Here is a 20,828-nt window from a genome sequence, read left to right on the forward strand (position 1 = left end):
GACAAATTATTTATAATCTTGTTAATCGTAAGTTCAATAATTGTGATTTCCGCGAATGTCGCTGTTAACTTCTTCAATTAATTTTTGTTAGTTACTCTATTAGTAAGGAGTAAAAAAGCGCAACTCCTATGGAATTGCGCTTTTTGCATTTTATTTTCTTTTAGAATCTATAGTTCTAAAGCTTTCTTGATATTATTATCCATCAATAATTCTTCTGGATTTTCTAAAGCTTCTTTTACTGCAACTAAAAATCCTACAGATTCTTTTCCATCAATAATTCTGTGATCATAAGATAAAGCTACATACATCATAGGATGTATTTCAACTTTTCCATCTACAGCTATAGGACGTTGTATAATATTATGCATTCCTAAAATTCCACTTTGAGGTGGATTAATAATTGGTGTAGATAACATACTACCAAATACACCTCCATTAGTAATTGTAAATGTACCACCTGTCATTTCATCTACAGTGATTTGACCATCTCTCGCTCTAAGCGCTAAACGTTTTACTTCAGATTCTACTCCTCTAAATGATAAGTTTTCAGCATTTCTTATTACTGGCACCATTAATCCTTTTGGACCAGAAACAGCAATACTTATATCTACAAATTCGTAAGTCAACATTTCCTTACCATCTATCATAGAATTAACTGCAGGATACATTTCTAAAGCTCTTACAACGGCTAAAGAAAAGAAACTCATAAACCCAAGACCAACACCGTGTTTTGCTTTAAAGGTTTCTTTGTACTCATTACGTAGTTCAAATATAGGTGTCATATTAACCTCATTAAATGTGGTTAACATTGCGGTTGTGTTTTTAACCTCAACTAAACGCTCTGCAACTTTACGTCTTAACATAGACATTTTGCTACGCGATGTACCTCTACTTCCTCCTGTTGGAGTTCCCATTGAAGGAACAGCGTTTACAGCATCATCTTTAGTGATTCTTCCGGCTTTACCTGTACCAGAAACTGCGCTAGCATCAATTCCTTTTTCTGCTAATACTTTTTTAGCTGCAGGACTTGCAGTACCTGTTGCATAAGTCTTAGTTTCTGAAGCTGCTGGTTTAGCTTCCTCTTTTTTAGGAGCTTCTTCCTTTTGTTCTGATTTAGCTGGTGCGTCTCCACCTTCTGGTTTTGCAGCACTAGTATCAATTAAGCAAACTACAGCTCCAACAACTACAGCATCACCTTCTTCATATCTATTACCATCTTTATCCGCAAGTGTAATTATTCCACTAGCTTCAGCTGGTAATTCTAATGTTGCTTTATCACTATCAACTTCTGCAATGGCTTGATCTTTTTCTACGTAATCTCCGTCTTGTACTAACCATTCTGCAATTTCCACCTCAGTAATTGATTCGCCTGGTGAAGGCACTTTCATTTCTAAAATCATGAGCTTTATTTATTTAAGCGCTATTAATTCTTTTATCTCTGGTTGTTTTTGGTTTTATCAAAAACATAATCTATAACCTCTTTGTGACGTTTCTTAGAACGCACAGAACTACCTGCTGCAGGAGCACCATATGGTCTTCTACTTGCTGATCTAAACTGCATTCTAGCTTCTTCAAAATGCATTATCACATGACTGTATGCTCCCATATTCCTTGGCTCTTCTTGTGCCCAAACAATATCGTCTGCATTTTTATACTTCTTCATAGTGTCTCGCATCGCTTGCGCTGGTAATGGAAACAACTGCTCTACTCTTACTAATGCAACATCATCTCTTTCTAAATTCTCTTGTTCCTCTAACAAATCGTAGTAGAACTTACCTGTAACAAAAACTAATGTTTTTATTTTATCGGCTTTAGCATCTTTATCATCGATAAGCATTTGGAAACTTCCATTTGCAAATTCATCTACTGACGATACTACTTTAGGATGACGTAATAAACTTTTTGGTGTAAAAACGATTAAAGGTTTTCTATAGTTCGCTTTCATTTGTTTTCTTAACAAATGGAACATGTTTGCAGGAGTTGTAACATCTGCAATAAACATATTATCCTTAGCACACATTTGCAAGTAACGTTCCATACGACCGGAAGAATGCTCAGCTCCTTGACCTTCATAACCATGAGGCAATAACATTACCAATCCATTTTGTGTTTTCCACTTATCTTCACCAGAAGAAATGTATTGGTCAATCATAATTTGAGCTCCATTACTAAAGTCACCAAATTGTGCTTCCCAGATTACTAATGAATTAGGACTTGCCATGGCATAACCATAATCAAAACCTACAACACCATATTCTGATAATAATGAATTATAGATATGGAACTGACCTTGATTTTCTGAAACGTTTTTCAATAAAACAATTTCTTCTTCACTATCTTCTACCTTAACAACGGCATGACGGTGAGAAAATGTACCACGTTCTACATCTTGTCCAGAAATTCTAACGTCAAAACCTTCTGTTAAAAGTGAACCATAGGCCAAATGTTCTCCCATTGCCCAATCTAATCGATCTTCATCAAACATGGTTTGACGTGACTCAATTAATCGTTGAATTTTACGGATAAACTTTTTATCTGAAGGTAAATTAGAAATAACCTTAGTAATGTTCTCTAAAACAGATCTAGATACTGTTGTATCTACTTGCTTTAGCATTGTGTTTTCTGTAACTCTAGTAAAACCTTTCCACTCCTCTTGCATAAAAGCAGTGATTTCTGTTTTATCTTCTTTACGAGAATCTACTAATTTCTCTTCTAATATATCTTTATATTTTGATTCAATATGCTTTACATAACCATCATTTATAACACCTTCTTCTAATAAACGTTGTGCATAAATGTCTCTTGGGTTTTTATGTTTTGCTATCGCTTTATATAAAAGTGGCTGTGTAAATTTAGGCTCATCACCTTCATTATGCCCATATTTTCTATATCCTAGTAAGTCAATAAAAACATCACGTTTAAATTTCATTCTAAAATGAAGTGCAAAAAGTGCAGCATGTACCACCGCTTCTGCATCATCAGAATTAACATGAAGCACTGGAGACAAAGTTACTTTTGCAACATCTGTACAATAAGTACTAGAACGTGCATCCAAATAATTGGTGGTAAAACCAATTTGGTTATTAACTACAATATGTATTGTACCATTAGTTTTATAACCATCTAACTTAGCCATTTGCACAACCTCGTACACTAAACCTTGTCCTGCAATAGCTGCATCTCCGTGAACAACAATAGGAAGTACTTGAGATGCATCTGTAATGCCGTCTTTATCTTGTTTTGCTCTTGCAATACCTTGTACAACTGCTCCAACAGTTTCTAAATGCGACGGGTTAGGTGCAATATTTAGATTTATCTTTTTATTATTATAAGTTTCACGATTGCTCGTCCAACCTAAATGGTATTTTACATCACCATCAAATACTTTTTCTTCGTAATCTTTACCGTCAAATTCGCTAAAAATATCTTTTGCAGACTTCCCAAAGATGTTCGTTAATGTACTAAGGCGACCTCTATGCGCCATTCCCATAACAAATTCTTTTACACCTTCATCTGCTGCTCTTTCAATAATAGCATCTACGGCAGGAATTAAAGATTCGTTACCTTCTAGAGAAAATCGTTTTTGACCTACATATTTGGTATGCAGAAACGATTCAAAAGAAACCGCTTGATTCAATTTTTTTAGAATGTATTTCTTTTCGTCAGTTGTAAATAATGAATGATTATCATTAATGTTCAACTTATTTTGAATCCATTTAATTTCTTCAGGTTTTCTAATATACATGTATTCAATACCAATAGACTCACAGTAGATAGTTTCTAAGTGATCTATAATAGTTTGTAATGTAGCATTAGAACCCAAACCTAGAACCTCACCAGCCGAAAAGACGGAATTTAAATCTGATTGAGAAAGGCCGAAATTTTCAATTTCTAGTGTGGGAGCATATTTACGTCTAGCTCTAACAGGATTTGTTTTAGTAAACAAATGGCCTCTACTTCTATAACCGTCAATCAGTTTTAAAATTTGAAATTCTTTTTGAATTTGCTCTGGTATCTGAGCAGAAACACTATCTGCGACTTCACTATTCTCACCACTACTTTCAGATCCAAAATCGTAGCCTTGAAAAAAGGCGCGCCAACTTGGTTCTACAGAATCCGGGTTTATTAAATATTGGTCGTATAAATCAGCAAAATATGCTGTATGTGCTGCGTTTAGAAAGGAATATTTATCCATTATAAATTTTGAGACGTTGTCGTTTCAACATAATTTAGTCAAAAATACAACTTTTAGTAAATATAGTTAAGGATTTATTATATTTATAACATATTGAAAATATCTAGCTAAATTATTATGAATAACAACAACATTTGTACATCAAAATCATTAGTTCTCACTATCTTAATTTGCTTTTGCACAATTAGCACATTCTCACAAGATCGTATTTCTAAAACTACCAACTTTTGGAGTCATGTAGAATATGGTGGAGGTCTTGGACTTAGTTTTGGCGATGGTTTTTTTAGTGGTGCAATTTCTCCAAATGCCGTTTACAGATTTAATCCTTATATAGCGACTGGAGTTGGTCTTAATTTTTCTTACAGCTCTCAAAAGGATGTTTTTAAATCTACTGTTTTAGGCGGAAGTATTCTTGGCCTTTTTAATCCTTACGAAGCTGTACAAATTTCTACAGAGTTTGAACAATTACACGTCAGCAGAAACTTTGATCAAAATTTCGTTTCAAACCTTGATGATGAGTATTGGTATCCTGCCTTATTTTTAGGCGCAGGCTATACAAGTAGAAATGTTACTATAGGTATTAGATACGATGTACTTTATGATAAAGATAAAAGTATTTACTCGGAAGCATGGATGCCCTTTGTAAGGTTTCAGTTTTAATAAACAAGTAACACCTTAGCACTCGATTAATTTTCAATTAGCAGATTAAAAATGTAAAACGTTAACAGTTTTTCTAAAGACAGTGAATCTCACTAGTTATCTATAATTCATATTTTTTAAACTATAGACAGCAAAGCTAAACACCTTTTTAACAACATTACAAAAAACTATTAATCAACTTCTTAAGCATTAATTAACACTATAATGTTACGAGTAATCACTATTCAAAAATTAAATAGGACAATATTGTCTTGAATATGATAATTATCATGTTTTTTTTATATTCTCATCTTTAAATTTGCTTTAAATTAAAACTAAAATCATAATGAAATCACTAAAACTATTGTCAATTATCACATTTGCAACTTTAATGAGTTGTGGTGGTGGAGAAAAAAAAGAAGCATCAAGTTACGGAAAAAAAGCACCTGTAAAAACCGAAGCTAAGATTCCTGCTTCTAAACGTATAGAACTTTCTAACAAAGGAGTTGGACCAATCACTTCTGTAACCTTGGCAGAAGAAGTTGACCAAGAAATGGTAAAACACGGAATGGATGTTTATAGTAAAATGTGTACAGCTTGCCACAAAACAGATAAAAAATTCATTGGACCTGCACCAACTGGTATTTTATCTCGAAGAAGTCCTGAATGGGTAATGAACATGATTTTGAATCCTGAAGAAATGATTAAACAAGATCCATTAGCTAAGGACTTATTAATGGAATTCAATGGAGCACCTATGGCAAACCAACACCTAACGGAAGAAGAAGCTAGAGCCGTATTAGAATATTTTAGAACCTTAAAATAAAATATATGAAACTAACCAAACACTTGTTTATTGTCCTTGCAGTGGCTACCCTTTTTAGCTCATGCAAGGACGCGAACAAAGATGATTCAACCACATCATCAGAATTAAAAACAGAAACAGAATCTACAGAACGAACTGGCCAAGCCTTTATTGAAGATGATGGCAGTACAACTGTTTTAAGTATTGCTATTGGCTCTAAAGACCACACTACTTTAGTTGCCGCAGTACAGGCAGCTCAATTAGAAAATGCTTTGGTAAACGCAGGACCTTTAATGGTTTTTGCACCAACAAATGAAGCCTTTGCAGCCTTACCTGAAGGAACAGTAGAAAATTTACTAAAACCAGAAAACAAAGATGCTTTAGCTAATATCCTAAAGTATCATGTGACTCCTGGTAACTATTCTAAAGACTTTTTAAAGAAATTTAAAAAACTAGGTCAAGCTAATAATGGCTATGTAAAAGTAGAAGTAGTAGATGGAGAACCAATGATTGGAGGAGCTAAAATATTGGCTAGCATAAAAGCTGGTAACGGAATTGTCCATGTTATAGACAAAGTTTTATTGCCACCAACTGAATAATTAATAACTAACTAAATATTTAAACAAAATGAAAAATATATTAACATCAAGTATTGCAATGCTCGTTATCCTTTTAGGATTTACAGGTTGTAATAATGGCAACCAATCTGGCGGTAAGTCTGGAGCGTTGTCTAACAATATTGCAGAAAAAGTATATGTAGCACCAGGAGAATACGATTCTCATTACGCATTCATTTCTGGCGGATATAGTGGTAACATTACTGTTTACGGGTTACCATCTGGTAGAATGTTTAAAGAAATCCCTGTTTTCTCTCAATTTGCAACGTCTGGTTATGGTTATTCTGAAGAAACAAAACCAATGTTAAACACGTCTCACGGATTTGTACCCTGGGGAGATTCTCACCATCCAGATATTTCTCAATCAAAAGGAGAGTTAGATGGTCGTTGGGTTTTTATAAATGAAAACAACACACCTCGTATTGCAAGAATTAGTCTTACCACATTTGAAACTGAAGAAATTATTGAAGTTCCAAATAGTGCTGGTAACCACAGTTCTTCATTTGTAACAGAAAATACAGAATATGTAGTTGCAGGAACACGATTTTCAGTGCCAATTCCGCAACGTGATATGCCAATTAAAGATTACAAAGGAAACTTTCAAGGTGCCTTATCTTTTATTAGTGTAGCACCAGAAACTGGTAACATGGATATAAAATTCCAGGTATTAATGCCAGGTTTTAACTACGATTTATCACATCCAGGACGTGGAAAATCTCACGGTTGGTTCTTCTTTACAACATATAATACTGAAGAAGCTAGCACATTATTAGAAGTTAACGCTTCACAAAATGATAAAGATTTTATCGCAGCTGTAAACTGGAAAAAAATTGAAGAGTACGTTAATAATGGTGGTGGAAAAATGATGCCAGCTAATTACGCGCACAATCTTTATGATGAGCATACTCATACAGCAACTTCTACTATAAAAAAAGAAGTACGTGTTGTTAACCCTATTGATGTTCCTGGAGCTGTTTATTTTATTCCAACACCAAAATCACCACATGGTTGTGATGTAGATCCTTCTGGAGAATACATTGTAGGTAATGGAAAACTTTCTGCAAACTTAACAGTGCATTCATTTACAAAAATGTTAGATGCTATTGAAAAAGAGAAATTTGCAGGTGAAGCTTACGGCATTCCAATTTTAAACTTCGAAGATGTTTTAGCAGGTGTTGTAGAGCAACCAGGTTTAGGACCTTTACATACTGAATTTGATGGAAAAGGAAATGCATATACGACCTTCTTTATTTCTTCTGAAGTTGTAAAATGGAAAATAGGAACATGGGAAGTTATTGATAGAAAACCTACATATTACTCTGTTGGTCACTTAACAATTCCTGGAGGAAATTCTGGAAAACCACAAGGTAAATACATGTTTGCAATGAATAAAATAACAAAAGACCGTTATTTACCAACAGGTCCAGAAATGGAACATAGTGCACAATTGTATGATATCTCTGGAGATAAAATGGAATTACTTTTAGATTTCCCTACACATGGAGAACCACATTATGCTGCTGCAATGGAAGCAAGTATCATTAAAGAGCAATCTCAAAAAATCTATAAGTTAGCAGATAACAAGCATCCATATGCTGCAAAATCTGATGCTGATACTAAAGTGGTAAGAGACGGAAATGAAGTACATATTTATATGACAACTATTAGAAGTCACTTCTCACCAGATAATATTGAAGGAGTTAAAGTAGGAGACAAAGTGTATTTCCACGTTACTAATTTAGAGCAAGATTTTGATGTACCTCATGGATTTGCTGTACTTGGTCAAAACAATTCAGAATTATTGATAATGCCAGGACAAACAAAATCATCTGTTTGGGAACCTAAACAAGTTGGTGTTTGGCCATTCTATTGTACAGATTTCTGTTCTGCATTACACCAAGAAATGCAAGGTTATATTAGAGTATCTGCTGCAGATTCAGATGTACCAATTAAGTGGTCTCTAGGAGAAGATATTGAGTAAATTAATTTTAAGAATTAGAGAAATTTTGTTTTAGTGTTTATTTCTCTAACTAAGGCGAGAGTTGAGTTTTCGCTCTCGCCTTTCTTTTTTAAAACACTTTATTCTGTTGACGCAGAAACCTCACTGAAAAGAATATTAAATATTACACATCATGAAAAAGGCTAGCATTATAATGATAATTGGTTCATTACTGTTATTAGGACTTTTTAAATTCCCTTTATGGAACATTATGCTTGGAGCACCTCAATATCCTGACCCTTTAGGAATGAACATTCATATTGATGGTATAAAAGGTGTATCTGAATTTGATTTACAAAACATTGACGGTTTAAATCACTATATCGGAATGAAAACCATTCCAAAAGCCGAAGAAATGTGGGAATTCTCAGTATTTCCTAAAGTAATATTAGGTATGGCTTTATTAGGTGTAATTATTGGCTTATTGGGATATCTTAACAAAGTAAGTTATAAATATTTCTTGGGTTGGTTTGTTTTAATGTCTGTTTTAGGCATTTTAGGCATGTACGATTTTAATAATTGGTTAGCAGATTACGGTGGCAATTTAGACCCACACGCCATCATAAAAGTAACAAATCCAGATGGTTCACCAATGTCTTACAAACCACCATTAATTGGTTTTAAAAAACTATTAAATTTTGATGTTACTTCTTTACCACATACAGGAGGTTACTTAATGTTTATAGGTATGTCTTTTACTCTTATTGCCTTTTGGCTAGGCCGAAAAATGAGTTTGAAGAAAACAACATCCTAATTTTCCATTTTCAAAACACTAAAAAAATGAAAACACTAAAACACTATTCAACACTTATATTATTATTGATTTTTTCAAGTTGTAATGTATCACCAAAACCCATAGAATATGGAAGCGATGGTTGTCATTTTTGCAAAATGACCATTGTAGATAAAGTACATGCTACCGAATTTATTACCAAAAAAGGCAAAGTTTATAAATTTGATGCCACAGAATGTATGGTTAATTATTTTGATGAGTTTGACACGTCCGAAATAGAATTATACCTCACAAATTATTTTTCTAAACCAGAAGCTTTTACGGATGCTACGAAAGCGACATATTTAATAAGTAAAAATCTTCCGAGTCCAATGGGAGCATTTTTAACCGCTTTCGAGAATAAATCTGAAGCAGAAAAAGTACAAACAGAAAAAGGCGGAAAACTATACTCTTGGCCAGAATTACTAGCTCACTTAAAAGCCTAGTAACATGAAAAGTATAACGGTTTTTTTTATAGCTATTTTTATAGCTAACATAAGTATTGCCCAAACTATTGAGGTTTGTAACACTTGTCCTGTTTCAACTTTAAAAGAGGCTATTACACAATCAAAAGATTTTGATACCATAATAGTTAAAAAAGGCACTTACAAAGAACACTCAATCTTTATAGATAAATCACTCACTATTATTGGCAAAAATTACCCAGTAATTGATGGTGAAAAAAAAGGCGAAATCATAACTATAAAAGCTGATAATGTAACAGTTGACGGCTTGTTTATTATAAACGTTGGCACAAGTTATACTGAAGATTATGCTGCTATTAGAGTTAGAAATAGCAAGAATTTTGTCATTCAGAATTTAGTATTAGAAAATCTATTCTTCGGTATTTATATCGAAAAATCTAGAGATGGAAAAGTGTATCATAACAAAATAATTGGAGATGCTGTGGAAGAATACAACTCTGGTAATGGCATACAATTATGGTACAGTAAAAATGTAGAAATTGAACATAATTACGTAGAACATGTAAGAGATGGTATTTATTTAGAATTCTCTGACGACTGCCTAATTAAAAACAATATTAGTACGCTAAATGTGCGTTACGGCTTACATTTTATGTTTTCTAATGATGATATTTATCAAGATAATACGTTTGAAAACAATGGTGCTGGAGTAGCAGTTATGTTTTCTAAACGCATAAAAATGTATAACAATCTTTTTAAAGAAAATTGGGGAACAGCTTCCTACGGAATGCTATTAAAAGAGATTAATGATGCAGAAATTATAGGCAATATTTTTGAAGACAATACCATTGGCATTAACATAGAAGGCTCTAACCGAATTACCTATAAACATAATAATTTCTCAAATAATGGTTGGGCAATTAAAGTAAAAGGTGCTTGCTATGCCAATACGTTTACAGAAAATAATTTTCTATACAACTCTTTTGATATTGCTTACAACAGTAATGTAAACGACAATGTTTTCGATAAAAATTACTGGAGCAATTACACAGGTTACGACTTGGACAAAAATGGCATTGGAGATATACCATATAGACCTGTAAAACTGTTTTCCTATATCGTAAACCGCACACCTGAGACTATCATTTTACTACGAAGTATGTTTATTGATATCATTGATTTTTCCGAAAAAGTATCACCTGTTTTTACACCAGATGATTTACTAGACAACAATCCACAAATAAAAAAACTAACATGGTAACCATAGAGAATCTACATAAAAAATTTGGTAAAAACCAAGTACTAAGTGGTATTGACCTCAACATAAGTGAAGGTGGAATTTTCGCTGTGCTTGGCCCAAATGGTTCTGGTAAAACTACATTAATAAAATCAGTTTTGGGTATGGTAATTCCAGATAAAGGAAACATCACTGTACTTGGCGAAAACATTAAAAAGAATTCCGAATACAGACATAAAATTGATTATTTACCGCAAATAGCCAACTTTCCGAGTAACCTACGTGTTAAAGAATTAATTAAAATGATTAAGGATTTACGCAAACCAACCAATGAAGATGAACGTCTTATTGAACTTTTTAGACTCGAACCCTTTTTAGACAAAAAATTAGGTAACCTCTCAGGTGGAACTAAGCAAAAAGTGAATCTCGTTTTAACTTTTATGTTTGATAGTCCGTTAATTATTTTAGACGAACCAACCACAGGTTTAGACCCAATTTCACTGATTAGATTAAAAGATTTAATTAAAGCTGAAAAAGCCAAAGGAAAAACAGTGCTTATCACCTCACACATCATGAGTTTTGTTGAAGAAATTTCAGATGAAATTGTATTTATCCTAGAAGGTAAAATTTACTTTAAAGGTACCATCCAAAAATTAAAAACCAAGACCAATCAACCCGATTTCGAACATGCGATTGCGTCTATATTAACCGATAACCATGCTTAAGATATTAAAATATAGTTTTTACGACCTTATGCGTAGTCGCTGGAGTTACGTGTATTTTGCTTTTTATTTATTATTAGGTGTTGTATTATTATTTTTAAACAACGACCTTTCAAAAGCAGTCATTACTTTAATGAACGTCATCATTGTTTTAGTACCATTAATAGGAACCATTTTTGGTGTGATGTACTATTATAATTCACAAGAATTTACTGAGCTACTATTAGCACAACCCATTAAACGTTCTTCTATATTCTTAGGGCAATATTTAGGTGTTGCACTATCATTATCTATGAGTTTAATTTTAGGATTAGGCATACCATTTGTATTTTATGGTTTATTTGAAAGCAGTGCTATTTGGGATTTTTCACTACTACTAATTACCGGTACATTTTTAACCTTAATTTTTACCGCTTTAGCGTTCAACATTGCATTGTCTAACGAGAACAAAATTAAAGGATTTGGTTATGCCATCTTACTTTGGTTGTTCCTTGCTGTTATTTATGATGGACTCTTTTTAATGACACTAATTTTATTTGAAGATTATCCACTAGATAAAGTATCGCTTATTGGCACCATGCTAAATCCAATAGATTTATCGCGAACGCTTATCCTTTTAAAACTAGATATTTCTGCGTTATTAGGATACACAGGTGCCGTTTTCAAACAATTTTTCGGAACAAGTTTTGGTTTAATTGTGTCTTTTGTGATGCTCACCATTTGGGTTGTTATGCCTGTTTTACGCATCGTATTCAAATCAAAGAAAAAAGATTTTTAATTATGAAACGAATAGTATCAAATTCAGTCATTATCATAATGATGTTGTTAAGTTGTTATTCTTGCAAAAACAACATAACAGAACCTCAAGCCATTCAACTTGAAGGTTTAACACTCAACAACAACAAAAAGTGGATTGCTAATAAAGAAACTCATATTGGCATGAAGCGTATTGATTCTATTTTAAAAAATAATACGTCAACAAGTGGAAAAGTATTAGGCGATATACTTTCAAAACAAACAAGCTATATTATAAAAAGCTGCGATATGGAAGGCGAAGCACACGACCAGCTTCATGTGGTGCTCGTTCCTATTCTAGAAGAAATCACAGATATAAAAGATGTAGAAAACGCTTCAGAATTAGAGCAAAAAGTAAATCACTTAAAAAACTTAACAGCCACCTATTTCGAATATTTTAAGATTAACTGACAAAAATCATCTAATTAAAGACAAAATTGTCCGAATTTAGCAATATGATATTAAAGGTTACATATAGAGTCACTGCTTTGTTTTTAACATTCGTTTTATTAGCGAATAATATTAACAACGTGGTTATTGTAGCCGATTTTGTGGTGAACCAAGATTTTATTGCTAAAACGCTTTGTATTCAAAAAGATGACCAAAAAGGTTGTAATGGTAAATGTCATTTAGCAAAGCAACTCGTGCAGAGTAATACAGATTCTGGCTCAGACGCACCATTACCATCCACTGACAGAACGCGCTTAGACGTTTTTGTTATTTATGAAACTACAAACCATACCAACTCAAATTTAATTCAATTAGAAAGGTTTCAAAACAACACACATTACAGAATAAAACAACCAGTTTCTGGGTATTATGATATCCATACACCACCACCAGATTTAAGTTAATTTTTTTGAAGCTCTACTTAGAGCAAACTTCTATTTTTTGAAACCAAATCGGCTTCAAACAGGATACTTACATTAAAAAATAACTTAAACACTATATAATGAAACTTAAATATTTATTACCAATCGCATTTATTGCGCTATTCTTTTCATGTTCAACAGACAACGATGATGATGCCATAGTTAATGAAACTGAAGACCTAGAACTTATTCAAACTATTATTAACAACAACCAAACCATAGAACTTTACAACGAGAAAGGTATGTTTGAAACTGGCTATAATTTAGTTAGTCTTAGAATTAAAGACAACACCACAGATAGCTATATTGAAGATGCTACACTTTCTTGGATGCCAATGATGCAAATGCCAACAATGGAACATTCTTGTCCTAAATCTACAATTTCAAAAGCTTTAGGAAAAGATACCGTTTATGAAGGTTTTATCATCTATCAAATGACAAATACAGATGCTTCTGGTTGGTCACTAACATTAAATTACACTATTGATGGCACTGATTATTCGGTTACAGAAACGATATCTGTATTTCAATATGAAAACCAAAATACAGCAAGTTTTATGGGAAGTGATGACACCAAATATATCTTGGCGCTCATTGAACCAAAAGACCCAAGTATTGCTGTAAACGAAATGAAAGTTGGTCTATTTAAAATGGAAAACATGATGACGTTTCCTGTTGTAGAAGACTATACAATTTCTTTAGACCCACGTATGCCTGGTATGGGAAATCACACCTCACCTAACAATACAGATTTAACTTATAATAATGCTGATAATTTCTATTATGGCGATTTATCATTAACAATGACTGGTTACTGGAAACTAAATCTAAAGTTAATGAATGCAGTCGATAGTGTTTTAAAAGGAGAAGACGTTACCGATGAAAACGAAGCGAGTAGCTTGTATTTAGAATTAGAATTCTAAATTATTCCTACTGTCTATTGAGCGTAATTAAAATACATTTTTATTACGCTCAATATGACAAATAGGTTTTTCAAAAACATTTTAAACACTAAAATTTTTAGCCATGAAAATGCTAATAACAGTCATTCTATGTCTGCTATTGTCTTCTTTGGGATATGCCCAAGACAACAATAAAGAGACTAAAAAAGACACTACAAAATTAAAAGAAGTCCTCGTACTTTCAAGACGTAAATTAAGCAATCACAGACAAGAAAAAACACTGTCTAGCATTGATGACTATCTTGAAAAATCTAATAAAGTAACCATGATAAAACGTGGTAATTACGCTTGGGAACCAACCATTAACAACATGACAAGTGAGCGTTTGTTAGTGACTATCGATGGTATACAAATTTTTGGTGCTTGTACTGATAAAATGGACCCAATAACATCTTATGTTGATGTTTCTAATCTCGAAAAAGTAACCATTGGTTCTGGTCAAGAAGGCACAGAAAATGGACATTCAATTGGTGGTGGAATAGATTTAAAATTACCATCCTCTAAATTTAATGGTTCTGGTTTTAAATCTGGATTAGACTTAGGTTATGAAACCAACGGCAACTATAAAGCAACTGGATTAGATTTAGAATACACAGGCAATAAATTCTTTATTAGCGCAGATGGTATTTATAGAAAATCTGATAATTATGATGCTGGTAACAACGAAGAAATCTTGTATTCTCAATTCGAAAAATATAACATTTCACTACAATCTGGTTACAAATTCTCTGAAAATCAAAGCATAGATGCCAACGTTATTTATGATAAAGCTACAGATGTAGGTTATCCTGCTTTACCAATGGATGTTTCTTTAGCTGAAGCTTTAATTGCATCCCTAACGCATTATTACAAACCTGAAGATAAAGCCTTAAAATCATTAGAAACCAAATTGTATTTTAATACCATAACGCATATTATGGACGATACAAAGCGACCTGTTGTAGCTATAAGAATGGACATGCCAGGTTGGAGCGATACGTATGGATTTTACAGTAAAGCTAATGTTGTAAAAAACAAACATCATTTTACATTCAACTTTAACGGATTTTATAATAAGTCTTTAGCAGAAATGACCATGTTTTCTAACAATCCGGATGAGCCAGATATGTTTATGTACACTTGGCCAGACATTAGAACGCTATATTCTGGTATTTTCATTAAAGATGACTTTCATTTTAGTGCACATGAAACACTCTCATCTTCTATACGTTTAGGCTATCACAATAACAAAATAGCAAAAGAAGTTGGTGTACAAAGTCTAGAGATATTTCATGATACTGTAGACGAACAAAACAATAGATTTCTAGTGAGTTTAGCATCTACATATCAACTTAAAAAAGAGAATTATAATCTATCCTTTGGTTTAGGTTATGGCGAACGCGCACCATCGGTTAGTGAAGGTTATGGCTTTTTCTTATTCAACAGTTTTGATAATTACGATTACATCGGAAACCCAAATTTAAAAGACGAAAAAGCCTTAGAAGCGAACTTTAGTTTTAAACAAAAATTCAACGATTTTGAAATTGGTTTAGAATCATCCTACTTCCATATTATGGATTATATTATCGGTGAGATTGCGCCAGACGTAAGCTCAATGACAATTGGTGCAAATGGTGTGCGTGTTTATACCGCTTTAGACCATGCCTCTATTTTTAATACGTATGTAAATAGTAGTTACAAAATATCAGAACGTTTTGCAATCAACGGAACGGTTGGTTACAATTATGGAAAAGGAAATGATGGTGAAAATTTACCACTCATTAAACCATTTTCTTACTTTGCTGAATTCAATTACAATACACCTAAATTTAATGCTGCATTGCAATTAGATGGTAACGGAAACCAAAGTAATTATAGTAGTAAGTATGGTGAAAATGAAACTGCTGATTATGCGATACTCAATCTTAACTTAGGAAACGTTTTCCATAATAAACTCGGGAAAACAGTTTTAAAATATGGTATTGAAAATATATTAGACACTAAATATTCGACTTATGCAGATTGGAATAACTTCCCTAGACAAGGACGAAATTTCTATATGAATTTGTCTTTTGTGTTTCCATAAACTTAAAAACTGAATTGCTAATTATCTTTTTTACCATTAATGATATTGAATAAAACTAAGCCAATTCCCAATGGTAAAAAGATGCTAAACAGAAATAGTAGCAGATAATAATTAGGTAGCATGCCTATACCATAGAAAAACATTATTCCTTGAATTAATAATAATATTTCGGTTAAAAGAAAACCCAAAACAAAGCTATAAATACCAATAGTTAAGCTTTTAGAATTGGTTACCAAGTCACTTTTTAAAATAAAAGCAAATAGAAACCCTGAAATCACGCCAAGCATTAATAAATGAATAAATCCAATAACGAAATTGCGATGTTCATATACAACTTCTGAAAACGCAGGAAAAATAGAAAGCGATTGGAATAGTACTTTTAAGACAAAACAAACAAGCGCAAACATGAACATAGGCCTCATAAGCTTATGTGCATTAGTCATCAAAACCTCTAATTTAGGTTTTATAAGTTGAATAAATTTATATAGCATTACAACTTGAAGCACCACACCTAATCCATTAATAAACAGCAACGATTGATGTGGCAAAAACCATTGTATGGGTAATGCAAATGTTAATACCGTCGAGACTATTAATAATGTAAAAAAATGCCTGAATTGTTTAGTGTCTTCCACCTTTAAAAGATGAAAAAATACAGCAATAACAGCTATTAAAAACCATCCATTAAACTGAAAATGTAAGAAGAACTGAATCGCAATTTGATAAAACGCAGAAGCTTGTCCAAGTGTTGCAACTGCAGGACCTAAACACCAAACACCTATCGTAGAAATCACCATAAAAACGAGTGACGTTTTTAATAGCTTCCTACTCACTAAAGAATTTACTTTTTGATGCTTAAAAATAAGATAAGCAAAATAGTAACTACAAAAAATATGCAGTGTAGAAAATGAAATGGAAATAATAGCATAACCTTGAAACGGAAAACTGAGCATCATACCAACCACAGCAAATTCCGTTAACCAAAATAATCGATTGAAAATTTTAGGTTTCTCTGGAATAAAATAGTGTACAAAAAGCGTAAACAACATTAAATAAACCCAACCCAACATGGCAACATGAGAATGTGCATGGGTAAGAAATCTATAATTTAAACCAATAGATTCTAAAAATGAAAAGCGCAATGCCAAACCCATTACCGCAGCAATTAGAAAATTAATTAAACATATAACTACTAACTTTTTTGGCATCGTTTTAATTTACGAATTAGAAATTTAAGGATTAAAAAGAAGAAAATCCCAGAATGCTTAGGGAAAACATCTCAGGATTTTTTTCAAAAGTAGAAATTAATTAGTGTCTGCTATTAACCAAATTGTTGTTCTAATTTTATAGCTTCAGGAAACAATATATTGTTTTCTAAATGTATGTGTAAATGCAAATCTTTTTCAAATTCCTCTAGCATTGCATACGTTACTTTGTAGGTATTACAAGCGTCTGCTGGTGGATTGTAATTATCCGTCAATTCTGCAATTTCTCTAAAACGTTGTCCTTCTGTATCATGTTCGTGCTTCATCATTTCAATTGGGTTTTCAACAGTTCCGAATTGTGGTGATTTTATAGCACTATTGGTAAGCTTCGCATTTACCATGTTTTTAATAAATGGAAATAAAATAAGTTCTTCTTTTTTAAGATGCGCTGCTAATTCGCCTGCTGAAGCTGTAAATAGTTCATTGATTTTAAATAACTCAGGATGACGCTCACCATGCACTTTACATAATTTATTTAAAAACTGAAGCAATACAGGAATTTTCTCTTCCACATATCTATGGTGTTTCTTTTCGACATACTCAGCCAACAAATCTAATGGCCAAGATTTATAATCGATACTTTCACCACCTTTAGCATCTAAAACTTGGTTTAATTCATCTAATAACATATTGCTATCAATGCCTTTTTTGTCGCAAGCCTCTTCTACTGTTCTGTTACCATTGCAACAAAAATCAATTTTGTATTTAGAAAAAATTGCTGCTGTTCTAAAATCGTCTGCAACATACTGTCCTATTTGTTTTGTTGTATTTTCTTGAAGTGTTTCCATATTATAGTTTTATTTCGGATAGATTTATCTTATTTATATTCAAATTTTTTTTAAATTTTTAAAAATGATTTACCTACTTTAATATCCATAGCAAGTTGTTCTAAAGTTGTATTCTCTAACATGTCTCTCAATTCCTCTCTAACCACTTTAAATTTATCGTGTACGGGACAAGGGTGTTCTTCACTACAAATATGCAATCCTAAACCACAACCTTTATAAATACCATCACCATCAATAGCATAAACAATTTGGGCTAACTTAGTTGTTGCTATTTTATCCTTTTCTATTTCAAAACCACCATGAGCACCTCTTACTGACTTTATAACGTGATTCCTTACTAAGGCTTGTAAAATTTTGGCCGTGAATGCTTGTGGTGAATCTATCTCTTCCGCGATTTCTTTTGGGCTAACTCTATTGTTTTCAGACGAGTTTACAGCAATAAAAATTGCCGCTTTAATTCCATATTCACAAGCTTTAGAAAACATATTGTTGAGACTAATATTAAACTACAAAAATACTAAATATTCCCATACAAGACAATTCTATCCTATATAATTTTAATTAAGAATATTTTGCTTTAAACCACACCTTTTGCCATTCGCGTTGAAGCAATAAAAAAGTTACTTCTTCAGATAATTTTAAAGCATCGCTACCATCTAAACTTCTAATTTTTGCTTCGGAAACATCTACGATATAAAGTAAATTGAGATAGTCTGAAAATTTAGAACTTATGAGGTTAAAAACGGTTTCTTGTAACACAAATTTTAAACTCGTTGGCAACGTTTCTTCGTCAAATTCTAAGTCAATATTTGCATACAACAAATCTTTATTAAGCTGAACAATAAGCTTTTTGTAAAGACTTAAACCTTCGGCTTCAACAATTAAATCTTCAAAATTTGATGGTAAACTCATTAAACACGTCTGGTCATTAATTGTTCACCAAATACTCTAAGTAATTGTTTTTTGTCTTCAGGTATATCTAAACCTTCTAAAACTTTAAAGGCTTTATTGGTATACGCTTTTACAGCATCTTGTGTTGCTTTGGCTGCACCAGAATTAGTGAATAATTCCTTTACACTTTCTACCTTATTATCATTTGAAAGCTCTGAGTTAGACATCAATTTTGTTAAATTAGACTGCGCTTCTTTAGAACCCAACTCTAAAGTCTTTAAAACCAAATATGTCTTTTTATTTTCAATAATATCACCTCCTACTTGCTTACCAAAGGTTTCAGGATTTCCAAAAGCATCTAAATAATCGTCTTGTAACTGAAAAGCGATTCCTAAAAGCCTTCCAAATTCATATATAGAATTCTGGTCCTCATTAGACGCTTTAGCAACAATAGCTCCCATTTTCATAGCAGCACCAACCAAAACAGCTGTTTTATATTCAATCATTTTTAAATACTCAATAATGGTAACATCATCTCTAGTTTCAAAATCAATATCATACTGTTGCCCTTCACAAACTTCTAAAGCTGTTTTGCTAAAAAGTTTAGCTAAAGCCTGAAATGTTTCAGCTTCGTAATTTTCAAAAAGCTGATATGCCATAATAAGCATCGCATCGCCTGAAAGGATTCCGGTATTTAAATTCCATTTTTCGTGCACAGTTTCTTCGCCTCTTCGCAGTGGAGCATCATCCATAATATCATCGTGTACTAATGAAAAATTATGAAAAACTTCAATAGACAACGCAGCATCCATGGCCTTTTGAGCATCTTCACCAAAAACCTCAGCCGTCATTAATGTTAAAATTGGTCTTAAGCGTTTGCCTCCTAATTGAAGTATATAATTAATAGGATTGTATAGATTTTTTGGCTCCTTACTTTCTGTAAAGGTTTCTAAATATTTAAGAAACGTGTCTTGATAAAGTTCAATGTGTTGCATGAAGCAAAAATAATTCAATTGTTTCAATAATAAAGACAGTCTAGTTTTAAAAAAATCATAAAGAAATGGATCCGTTATAAAAAAACATTAAAACCTAGGAAACTTTTTTGGTTTTTAAAGTTTCCTATTGTAGATTTGCACCAAATAAAAAGATATTCTGCTATAGCGGAACACCACGATGAAAGATGAAATAATATTAAAATCTACTGACTTGTTCTTAAACTTAGGGTTTAAGAGTGTAACCATGGATGATATTGCTCATGAAATGGGGATTTCTAAAAAAACCATTTATCAGCATTTTAAAAATAAAACAAAATTAGTTGAAACAACTGCAATGCATGTTTTTAATAAGATTGCAAATGGTATTGACTGCATTTGTGAGCTAGATAAAAATCCGATTGAAGAGGTTTATGAAATTAAACGATTTGTAATGCTTCATTTAAAGGATGAAAAATCGTCTCCACAATATCAACTTCAAAAGTATTATCCTAAAATTTATTCGACTTTAAAGCGGAAACAATTCGAGAAAATGCTGGGTTGTGTAAAACGAAATTTGGAACGCGGACTATCACAAGGTATTTACAGAAGCTCTATAGATATCGATTTTACAGCACGACTCTACTTTAATGGTATGATATCATTAAAGGATCAAGATATTTTTCCTCGAGAAGATTTCGCCATGTCAACACTCATGAATAATTATTTAGAATACCACTTAAGAGGCATTTGCTCTACTAAAGGATTAGAAACATTAACACTTTTACACACCAATATTAAATAACCT

At 32.5% G+C, this 20,828-nt stretch carries 21 protein-coding genes; 14 read left to right on the plus strand and 7 right to left on the minus strand.

The window, feature by feature from the left end:
- Positions 1 to 167 precede the first annotated feature (167 nt).
- On the minus strand, positions 168 to 1,400 hold the full coding sequence (gene odhB / locus HM981_RS13000; protein ID WP_179339243.1) for a 2-oxoglutarate dehydrogenase complex dihydrolipoyllysine-residue succinyltransferase: 1,233 nt from the start codon (positions 1,398 to 1,400) through the stop codon (positions 168 to 170).
- Positions 1,401 to 1,432: 32 nt separating this feature from the next.
- A complete protein-coding gene (locus tag HM981_RS13005) occupies positions 1,433 to 4,195 on the minus strand; it encodes a 2-oxoglutarate dehydrogenase E1 component (RefSeq protein ID WP_179339244.1) in 2,763 nt (920 codons plus the stop codon).
- A gap of 117 nt (positions 4,196 to 4,312) precedes the next feature.
- Here HM981_RS13005 and HM981_RS13010 point away from each other — a divergent pair, with 117 nt between their 5' ends.
- The 13 genes from HM981_RS13010 to HM981_RS13070 all read left to right on the plus strand — a co-directional run bounded on the left by HM981_RS13010 (position 4,313) and on the right by HM981_RS13070 (position 16,105).
- The gene (locus HM981_RS13010; RefSeq protein WP_178986048.1) at positions 4,313 to 4,855 is read left to right on the plus strand and encodes an alpha-ketoglutarate decarboxylase; all 543 of its coding nucleotides are present in this window, start codon (positions 4,313 to 4,315) and stop codon (positions 4,853 to 4,855) included.
- Positions 4,856 to 5,180: 325 nt separating this feature from the next.
- Positions 5,181 to 5,660, plus strand: a complete 480-nt coding sequence (locus HM981_RS13015) for a c-type cytochrome (protein ID WP_178986049.1) — start codon at positions 5,181 to 5,183, stop codon at positions 5,658 to 5,660.
- 5 nt (positions 5,661 to 5,665) lie between these two features.
- Positions 5,666 to 6,238 (plus strand): fasciclin domain-containing protein, encoded by a 573-nt coding sequence (locus HM981_RS13020; RefSeq protein ID WP_179339245.1) that lies wholly within the window; start codon positions 5,666 to 5,668, stop codon positions 6,236 to 6,238.
- 28 nt (positions 6,239 to 6,266) lie between these two features.
- A complete protein-coding gene (nosZ, locus tag HM981_RS13025; protein WP_178986051.1) occupies positions 6,267 to 8,237 on the plus strand; it encodes a Sec-dependent nitrous-oxide reductase in 1,971 nt (656 codons plus the stop codon).
- 151 nt (positions 8,238 to 8,388) lie between these two features.
- Positions 8,389 to 9,009: a hypothetical protein gene (locus HM981_RS13030; protein ID WP_179339246.1), complete on the plus strand. Its 621-nt coding sequence runs from the start codon at positions 8,389 to 8,391 to the stop codon at positions 9,007 to 9,009.
- Between the two features lie 26 nt (positions 9,010 to 9,035).
- Positions 9,036 to 9,473, plus strand: coding sequence for a nitrous oxide reductase accessory protein NosL (locus tag HM981_RS13035; RefSeq protein ID WP_179339247.1), 438 nt, complete (start codon positions 9,036 to 9,038; stop codon positions 9,471 to 9,473).
- Positions 9,474 to 9,477: 4 nt separating this feature from the next.
- Positions 9,478 to 10,713 carry a nitrous oxide reductase family maturation protein NosD gene (locus HM981_RS13040; protein ID WP_179339248.1) on the plus strand — a complete coding sequence of 412 codons (1,236 nt, stop codon included), beginning with the start codon at positions 9,478 to 9,480 and terminating at the stop codon, positions 10,711 to 10,713.
- Entirely contained in the window at positions 10,707 to 11,414 is a 708-nt protein-coding gene (locus HM981_RS13045; protein ID WP_179339249.1) for an ABC transporter ATP-binding protein, read from the plus strand. Before HM981_RS13040 ends, HM981_RS13045 begins: the two co-directional genes overlap by 7 nt.
- A complete protein-coding gene (locus HM981_RS13050; RefSeq protein WP_115817051.1) occupies positions 11,407 to 12,189 on the plus strand; it encodes an ABC transporter permease in 783 nt (260 codons plus the stop codon). Before HM981_RS13045 ends, HM981_RS13050 begins: the two co-directional genes overlap by 8 nt.
- Positions 12,190 to 12,191: 2 nt before the next feature.
- Positions 12,192 to 12,617 carry a hypothetical protein gene (locus HM981_RS13055; protein WP_246286255.1) on the plus strand — a complete coding sequence of 142 codons (426 nt, stop codon included), beginning with the start codon at positions 12,192 to 12,194 and terminating at the stop codon, positions 12,615 to 12,617.
- A gap of 44 nt (positions 12,618 to 12,661) precedes the next feature.
- Complete coding sequence (locus tag HM981_RS13060; RefSeq protein WP_179339250.1) at positions 12,662 to 13,060, plus strand: hypothetical protein; 399 nt, start codon at positions 12,662 to 12,664, stop codon at positions 13,058 to 13,060.
- A 98-nt stretch (positions 13,061 to 13,158) separates the two neighbouring features.
- Complete coding sequence (locus HM981_RS13065) at positions 13,159 to 14,001, plus strand: hypothetical protein (protein ID WP_179339251.1); 843 nt, start codon at positions 13,159 to 13,161, stop codon at positions 13,999 to 14,001.
- Positions 14,002 to 14,104: 103 nt separating this feature from the next.
- Entirely contained in the window at positions 14,105 to 16,105 is a 2,001-nt protein-coding gene (locus HM981_RS13070; protein WP_179339252.1) for a TonB-dependent receptor plug domain-containing protein, read from the plus strand.
- A gap of 17 nt (positions 16,106 to 16,122) precedes the next feature.
- Here HM981_RS13070 and HM981_RS13075 read toward each other — a convergent pair whose 3' ends face one another.
- The 5 genes from HM981_RS13075 to HM981_RS13095 form a co-directional block, all read right to left on the minus strand.
- On the minus strand, positions 16,123 to 17,313 hold the full coding sequence (locus HM981_RS13075; protein ID WP_179339253.1) for a hypothetical protein: 1,191 nt from the start codon (positions 17,311 to 17,313) through the stop codon (positions 16,123 to 16,125).
- A gap of 113 nt (positions 17,314 to 17,426) precedes the next feature.
- A complete protein-coding gene (gene ric, locus HM981_RS13080; protein WP_179339254.1) occupies positions 17,427 to 18,158 on the minus strand; it encodes an iron-sulfur cluster repair di-iron protein in 732 nt (243 codons plus the stop codon).
- Between the two features lie 50 nt (positions 18,159 to 18,208).
- On the minus strand, positions 18,209 to 18,643 hold the full coding sequence (locus HM981_RS13085) for an RrF2 family transcriptional regulator (RefSeq protein ID WP_179339255.1): 435 nt from the start codon (positions 18,641 to 18,643) through the stop codon (positions 18,209 to 18,211).
- 76 nt (positions 18,644 to 18,719) lie between these two features.
- On the minus strand, positions 18,720 to 19,070 hold the full coding sequence (locus HM981_RS13090; protein WP_179339256.1) for a hypothetical protein: 351 nt from the start codon (positions 19,068 to 19,070) through the stop codon (positions 18,720 to 18,722).
- Complete coding sequence (locus HM981_RS13095) at positions 19,070 to 20,044, minus strand: polyprenyl synthetase family protein (protein ID WP_179339257.1); 975 nt, start codon at positions 20,042 to 20,044, stop codon at positions 19,070 to 19,072. The genes HM981_RS13090 and HM981_RS13095 overlap by 1 nt, the downstream gene beginning before the upstream one ends.
- 178 nt (positions 20,045 to 20,222) lie before the next feature.
- Between HM981_RS13095 and HM981_RS13100 the strand changes: the two genes are divergently transcribed.
- Positions 20,223 to 20,825, plus strand: a complete 603-nt coding sequence (locus HM981_RS13100; RefSeq protein WP_179339258.1) for a TetR/AcrR family transcriptional regulator — start codon at positions 20,223 to 20,225, stop codon at positions 20,823 to 20,825.
- Positions 20,826 to 20,828: the final 3 nt, after the last annotated feature.

The sequence above is a fragment of the Winogradskyella ludwigii genome (assembly GCF_013403985.1).
Classification (GTDB): domain Bacteria; phylum Bacteroidota; class Bacteroidia; order Flavobacteriales; family Flavobacteriaceae; genus Winogradskyella; species Winogradskyella ludwigii.

Excerpts from the sequence above, each read along its gene's own strand:
- HM981_RS13085 (WP_179339255.1), bottom strand. The coding sequence starts at position 18,643 with ATGTTTTCTAAAGCTTGTGAATATGGAATTAAAGCGGCAATTTTTATT.
- HM981_RS13100 (WP_179339258.1), top strand. The coding sequence starts at position 20,223 with ATGAAAGATGAAATAATATTAAAATCTACTGACTTGTTCTTAAACTTA.
- HM981_RS13035 (WP_179339247.1), top strand. The coding sequence starts at position 9,036 with ATGAAAACACTAAAACACTATTCAACACTTATATTATTATTGATTTTT.
- HM981_RS13055 (WP_246286255.1), top strand. The coding sequence starts at position 12,192 with ATGAAACGAATAGTATCAAATTCAGTCATTATCATAATGATGTTGTTA.
- HM981_RS13015 (WP_178986049.1), top strand. The coding sequence starts at position 5,181 with ATGAAATCACTAAAACTATTGTCAATTATCACATTTGCAACTTTAATG.
- HM981_RS13030 (WP_179339246.1), top strand. The coding sequence starts at position 8,389 with ATGAAAAAGGCTAGCATTATAATGATAATTGGTTCATTACTGTTATTA.
- HM981_RS13020 (WP_179339245.1), top strand. The coding sequence starts at position 5,666 with ATGAAACTAACCAAACACTTGTTTATTGTCCTTGCAGTGGCTACCCTT.
- HM981_RS13045 (WP_179339249.1), top strand. The coding sequence starts at position 10,707 with ATGGTAACCATAGAGAATCTACATAAAAAATTTGGTAAAAACCAAGTA.
- HM981_RS13075 (WP_179339253.1), bottom strand. The coding sequence starts at position 17,313 with ATGCCAAAAAAGTTAGTAGTTATATGTTTAATTAATTTTCTAATTGCT.
- HM981_RS13065 (WP_179339251.1), top strand. The coding sequence starts at position 13,159 with ATGAAACTTAAATATTTATTACCAATCGCATTTATTGCGCTATTCTTT.
- HM981_RS13090 (WP_179339256.1), bottom strand. The coding sequence starts at position 19,070 with ATGAGTTTACCATCAAATTTTGAAGATTTAATTGTTGAAGCCGAAGGT.
- HM981_RS13005 (WP_179339244.1), bottom strand. The coding sequence starts at position 4,195 with ATGGATAAATATTCCTTTCTAAACGCAGCACATACAGCATATTTTGCT.
- HM981_RS13040 (WP_179339248.1), top strand. The coding sequence starts at position 9,478 with ATGAAAAGTATAACGGTTTTTTTTATAGCTATTTTTATAGCTAACATA.
- nosZ (WP_178986051.1), top strand. The coding sequence starts at position 6,267 with ATGAAAAATATATTAACATCAAGTATTGCAATGCTCGTTATCCTTTTA.
- HM981_RS13095 (WP_179339257.1), bottom strand. The coding sequence starts at position 20,044 with ATGCAACACATTGAACTTTATCAAGACACGTTTCTTAAATATTTAGAA.
- odhB (WP_179339243.1), bottom strand. The coding sequence starts at position 1,400 with ATGATTTTAGAAATGAAAGTGCCTTCACCAGGCGAATCAATTACTGAG.
- HM981_RS13070 (WP_179339252.1), top strand. The coding sequence starts at position 14,105 with ATGAAAATGCTAATAACAGTCATTCTATGTCTGCTATTGTCTTCTTTG.
- HM981_RS13060 (WP_179339250.1), top strand. The coding sequence starts at position 12,662 with ATGATATTAAAGGTTACATATAGAGTCACTGCTTTGTTTTTAACATTC.
- ric (WP_179339254.1), bottom strand. The coding sequence starts at position 18,158 with ATGGAAACACTTCAAGAAAATACAACAAAACAAATAGGACAGTATGTT.
- HM981_RS13010 (WP_178986048.1), top strand. The coding sequence starts at position 4,313 with ATGAATAACAACAACATTTGTACATCAAAATCATTAGTTCTCACTATC.
- HM981_RS13050 (WP_115817051.1), top strand. The coding sequence starts at position 11,407 with ATGCTTAAGATATTAAAATATAGTTTTTACGACCTTATGCGTAGTCGC.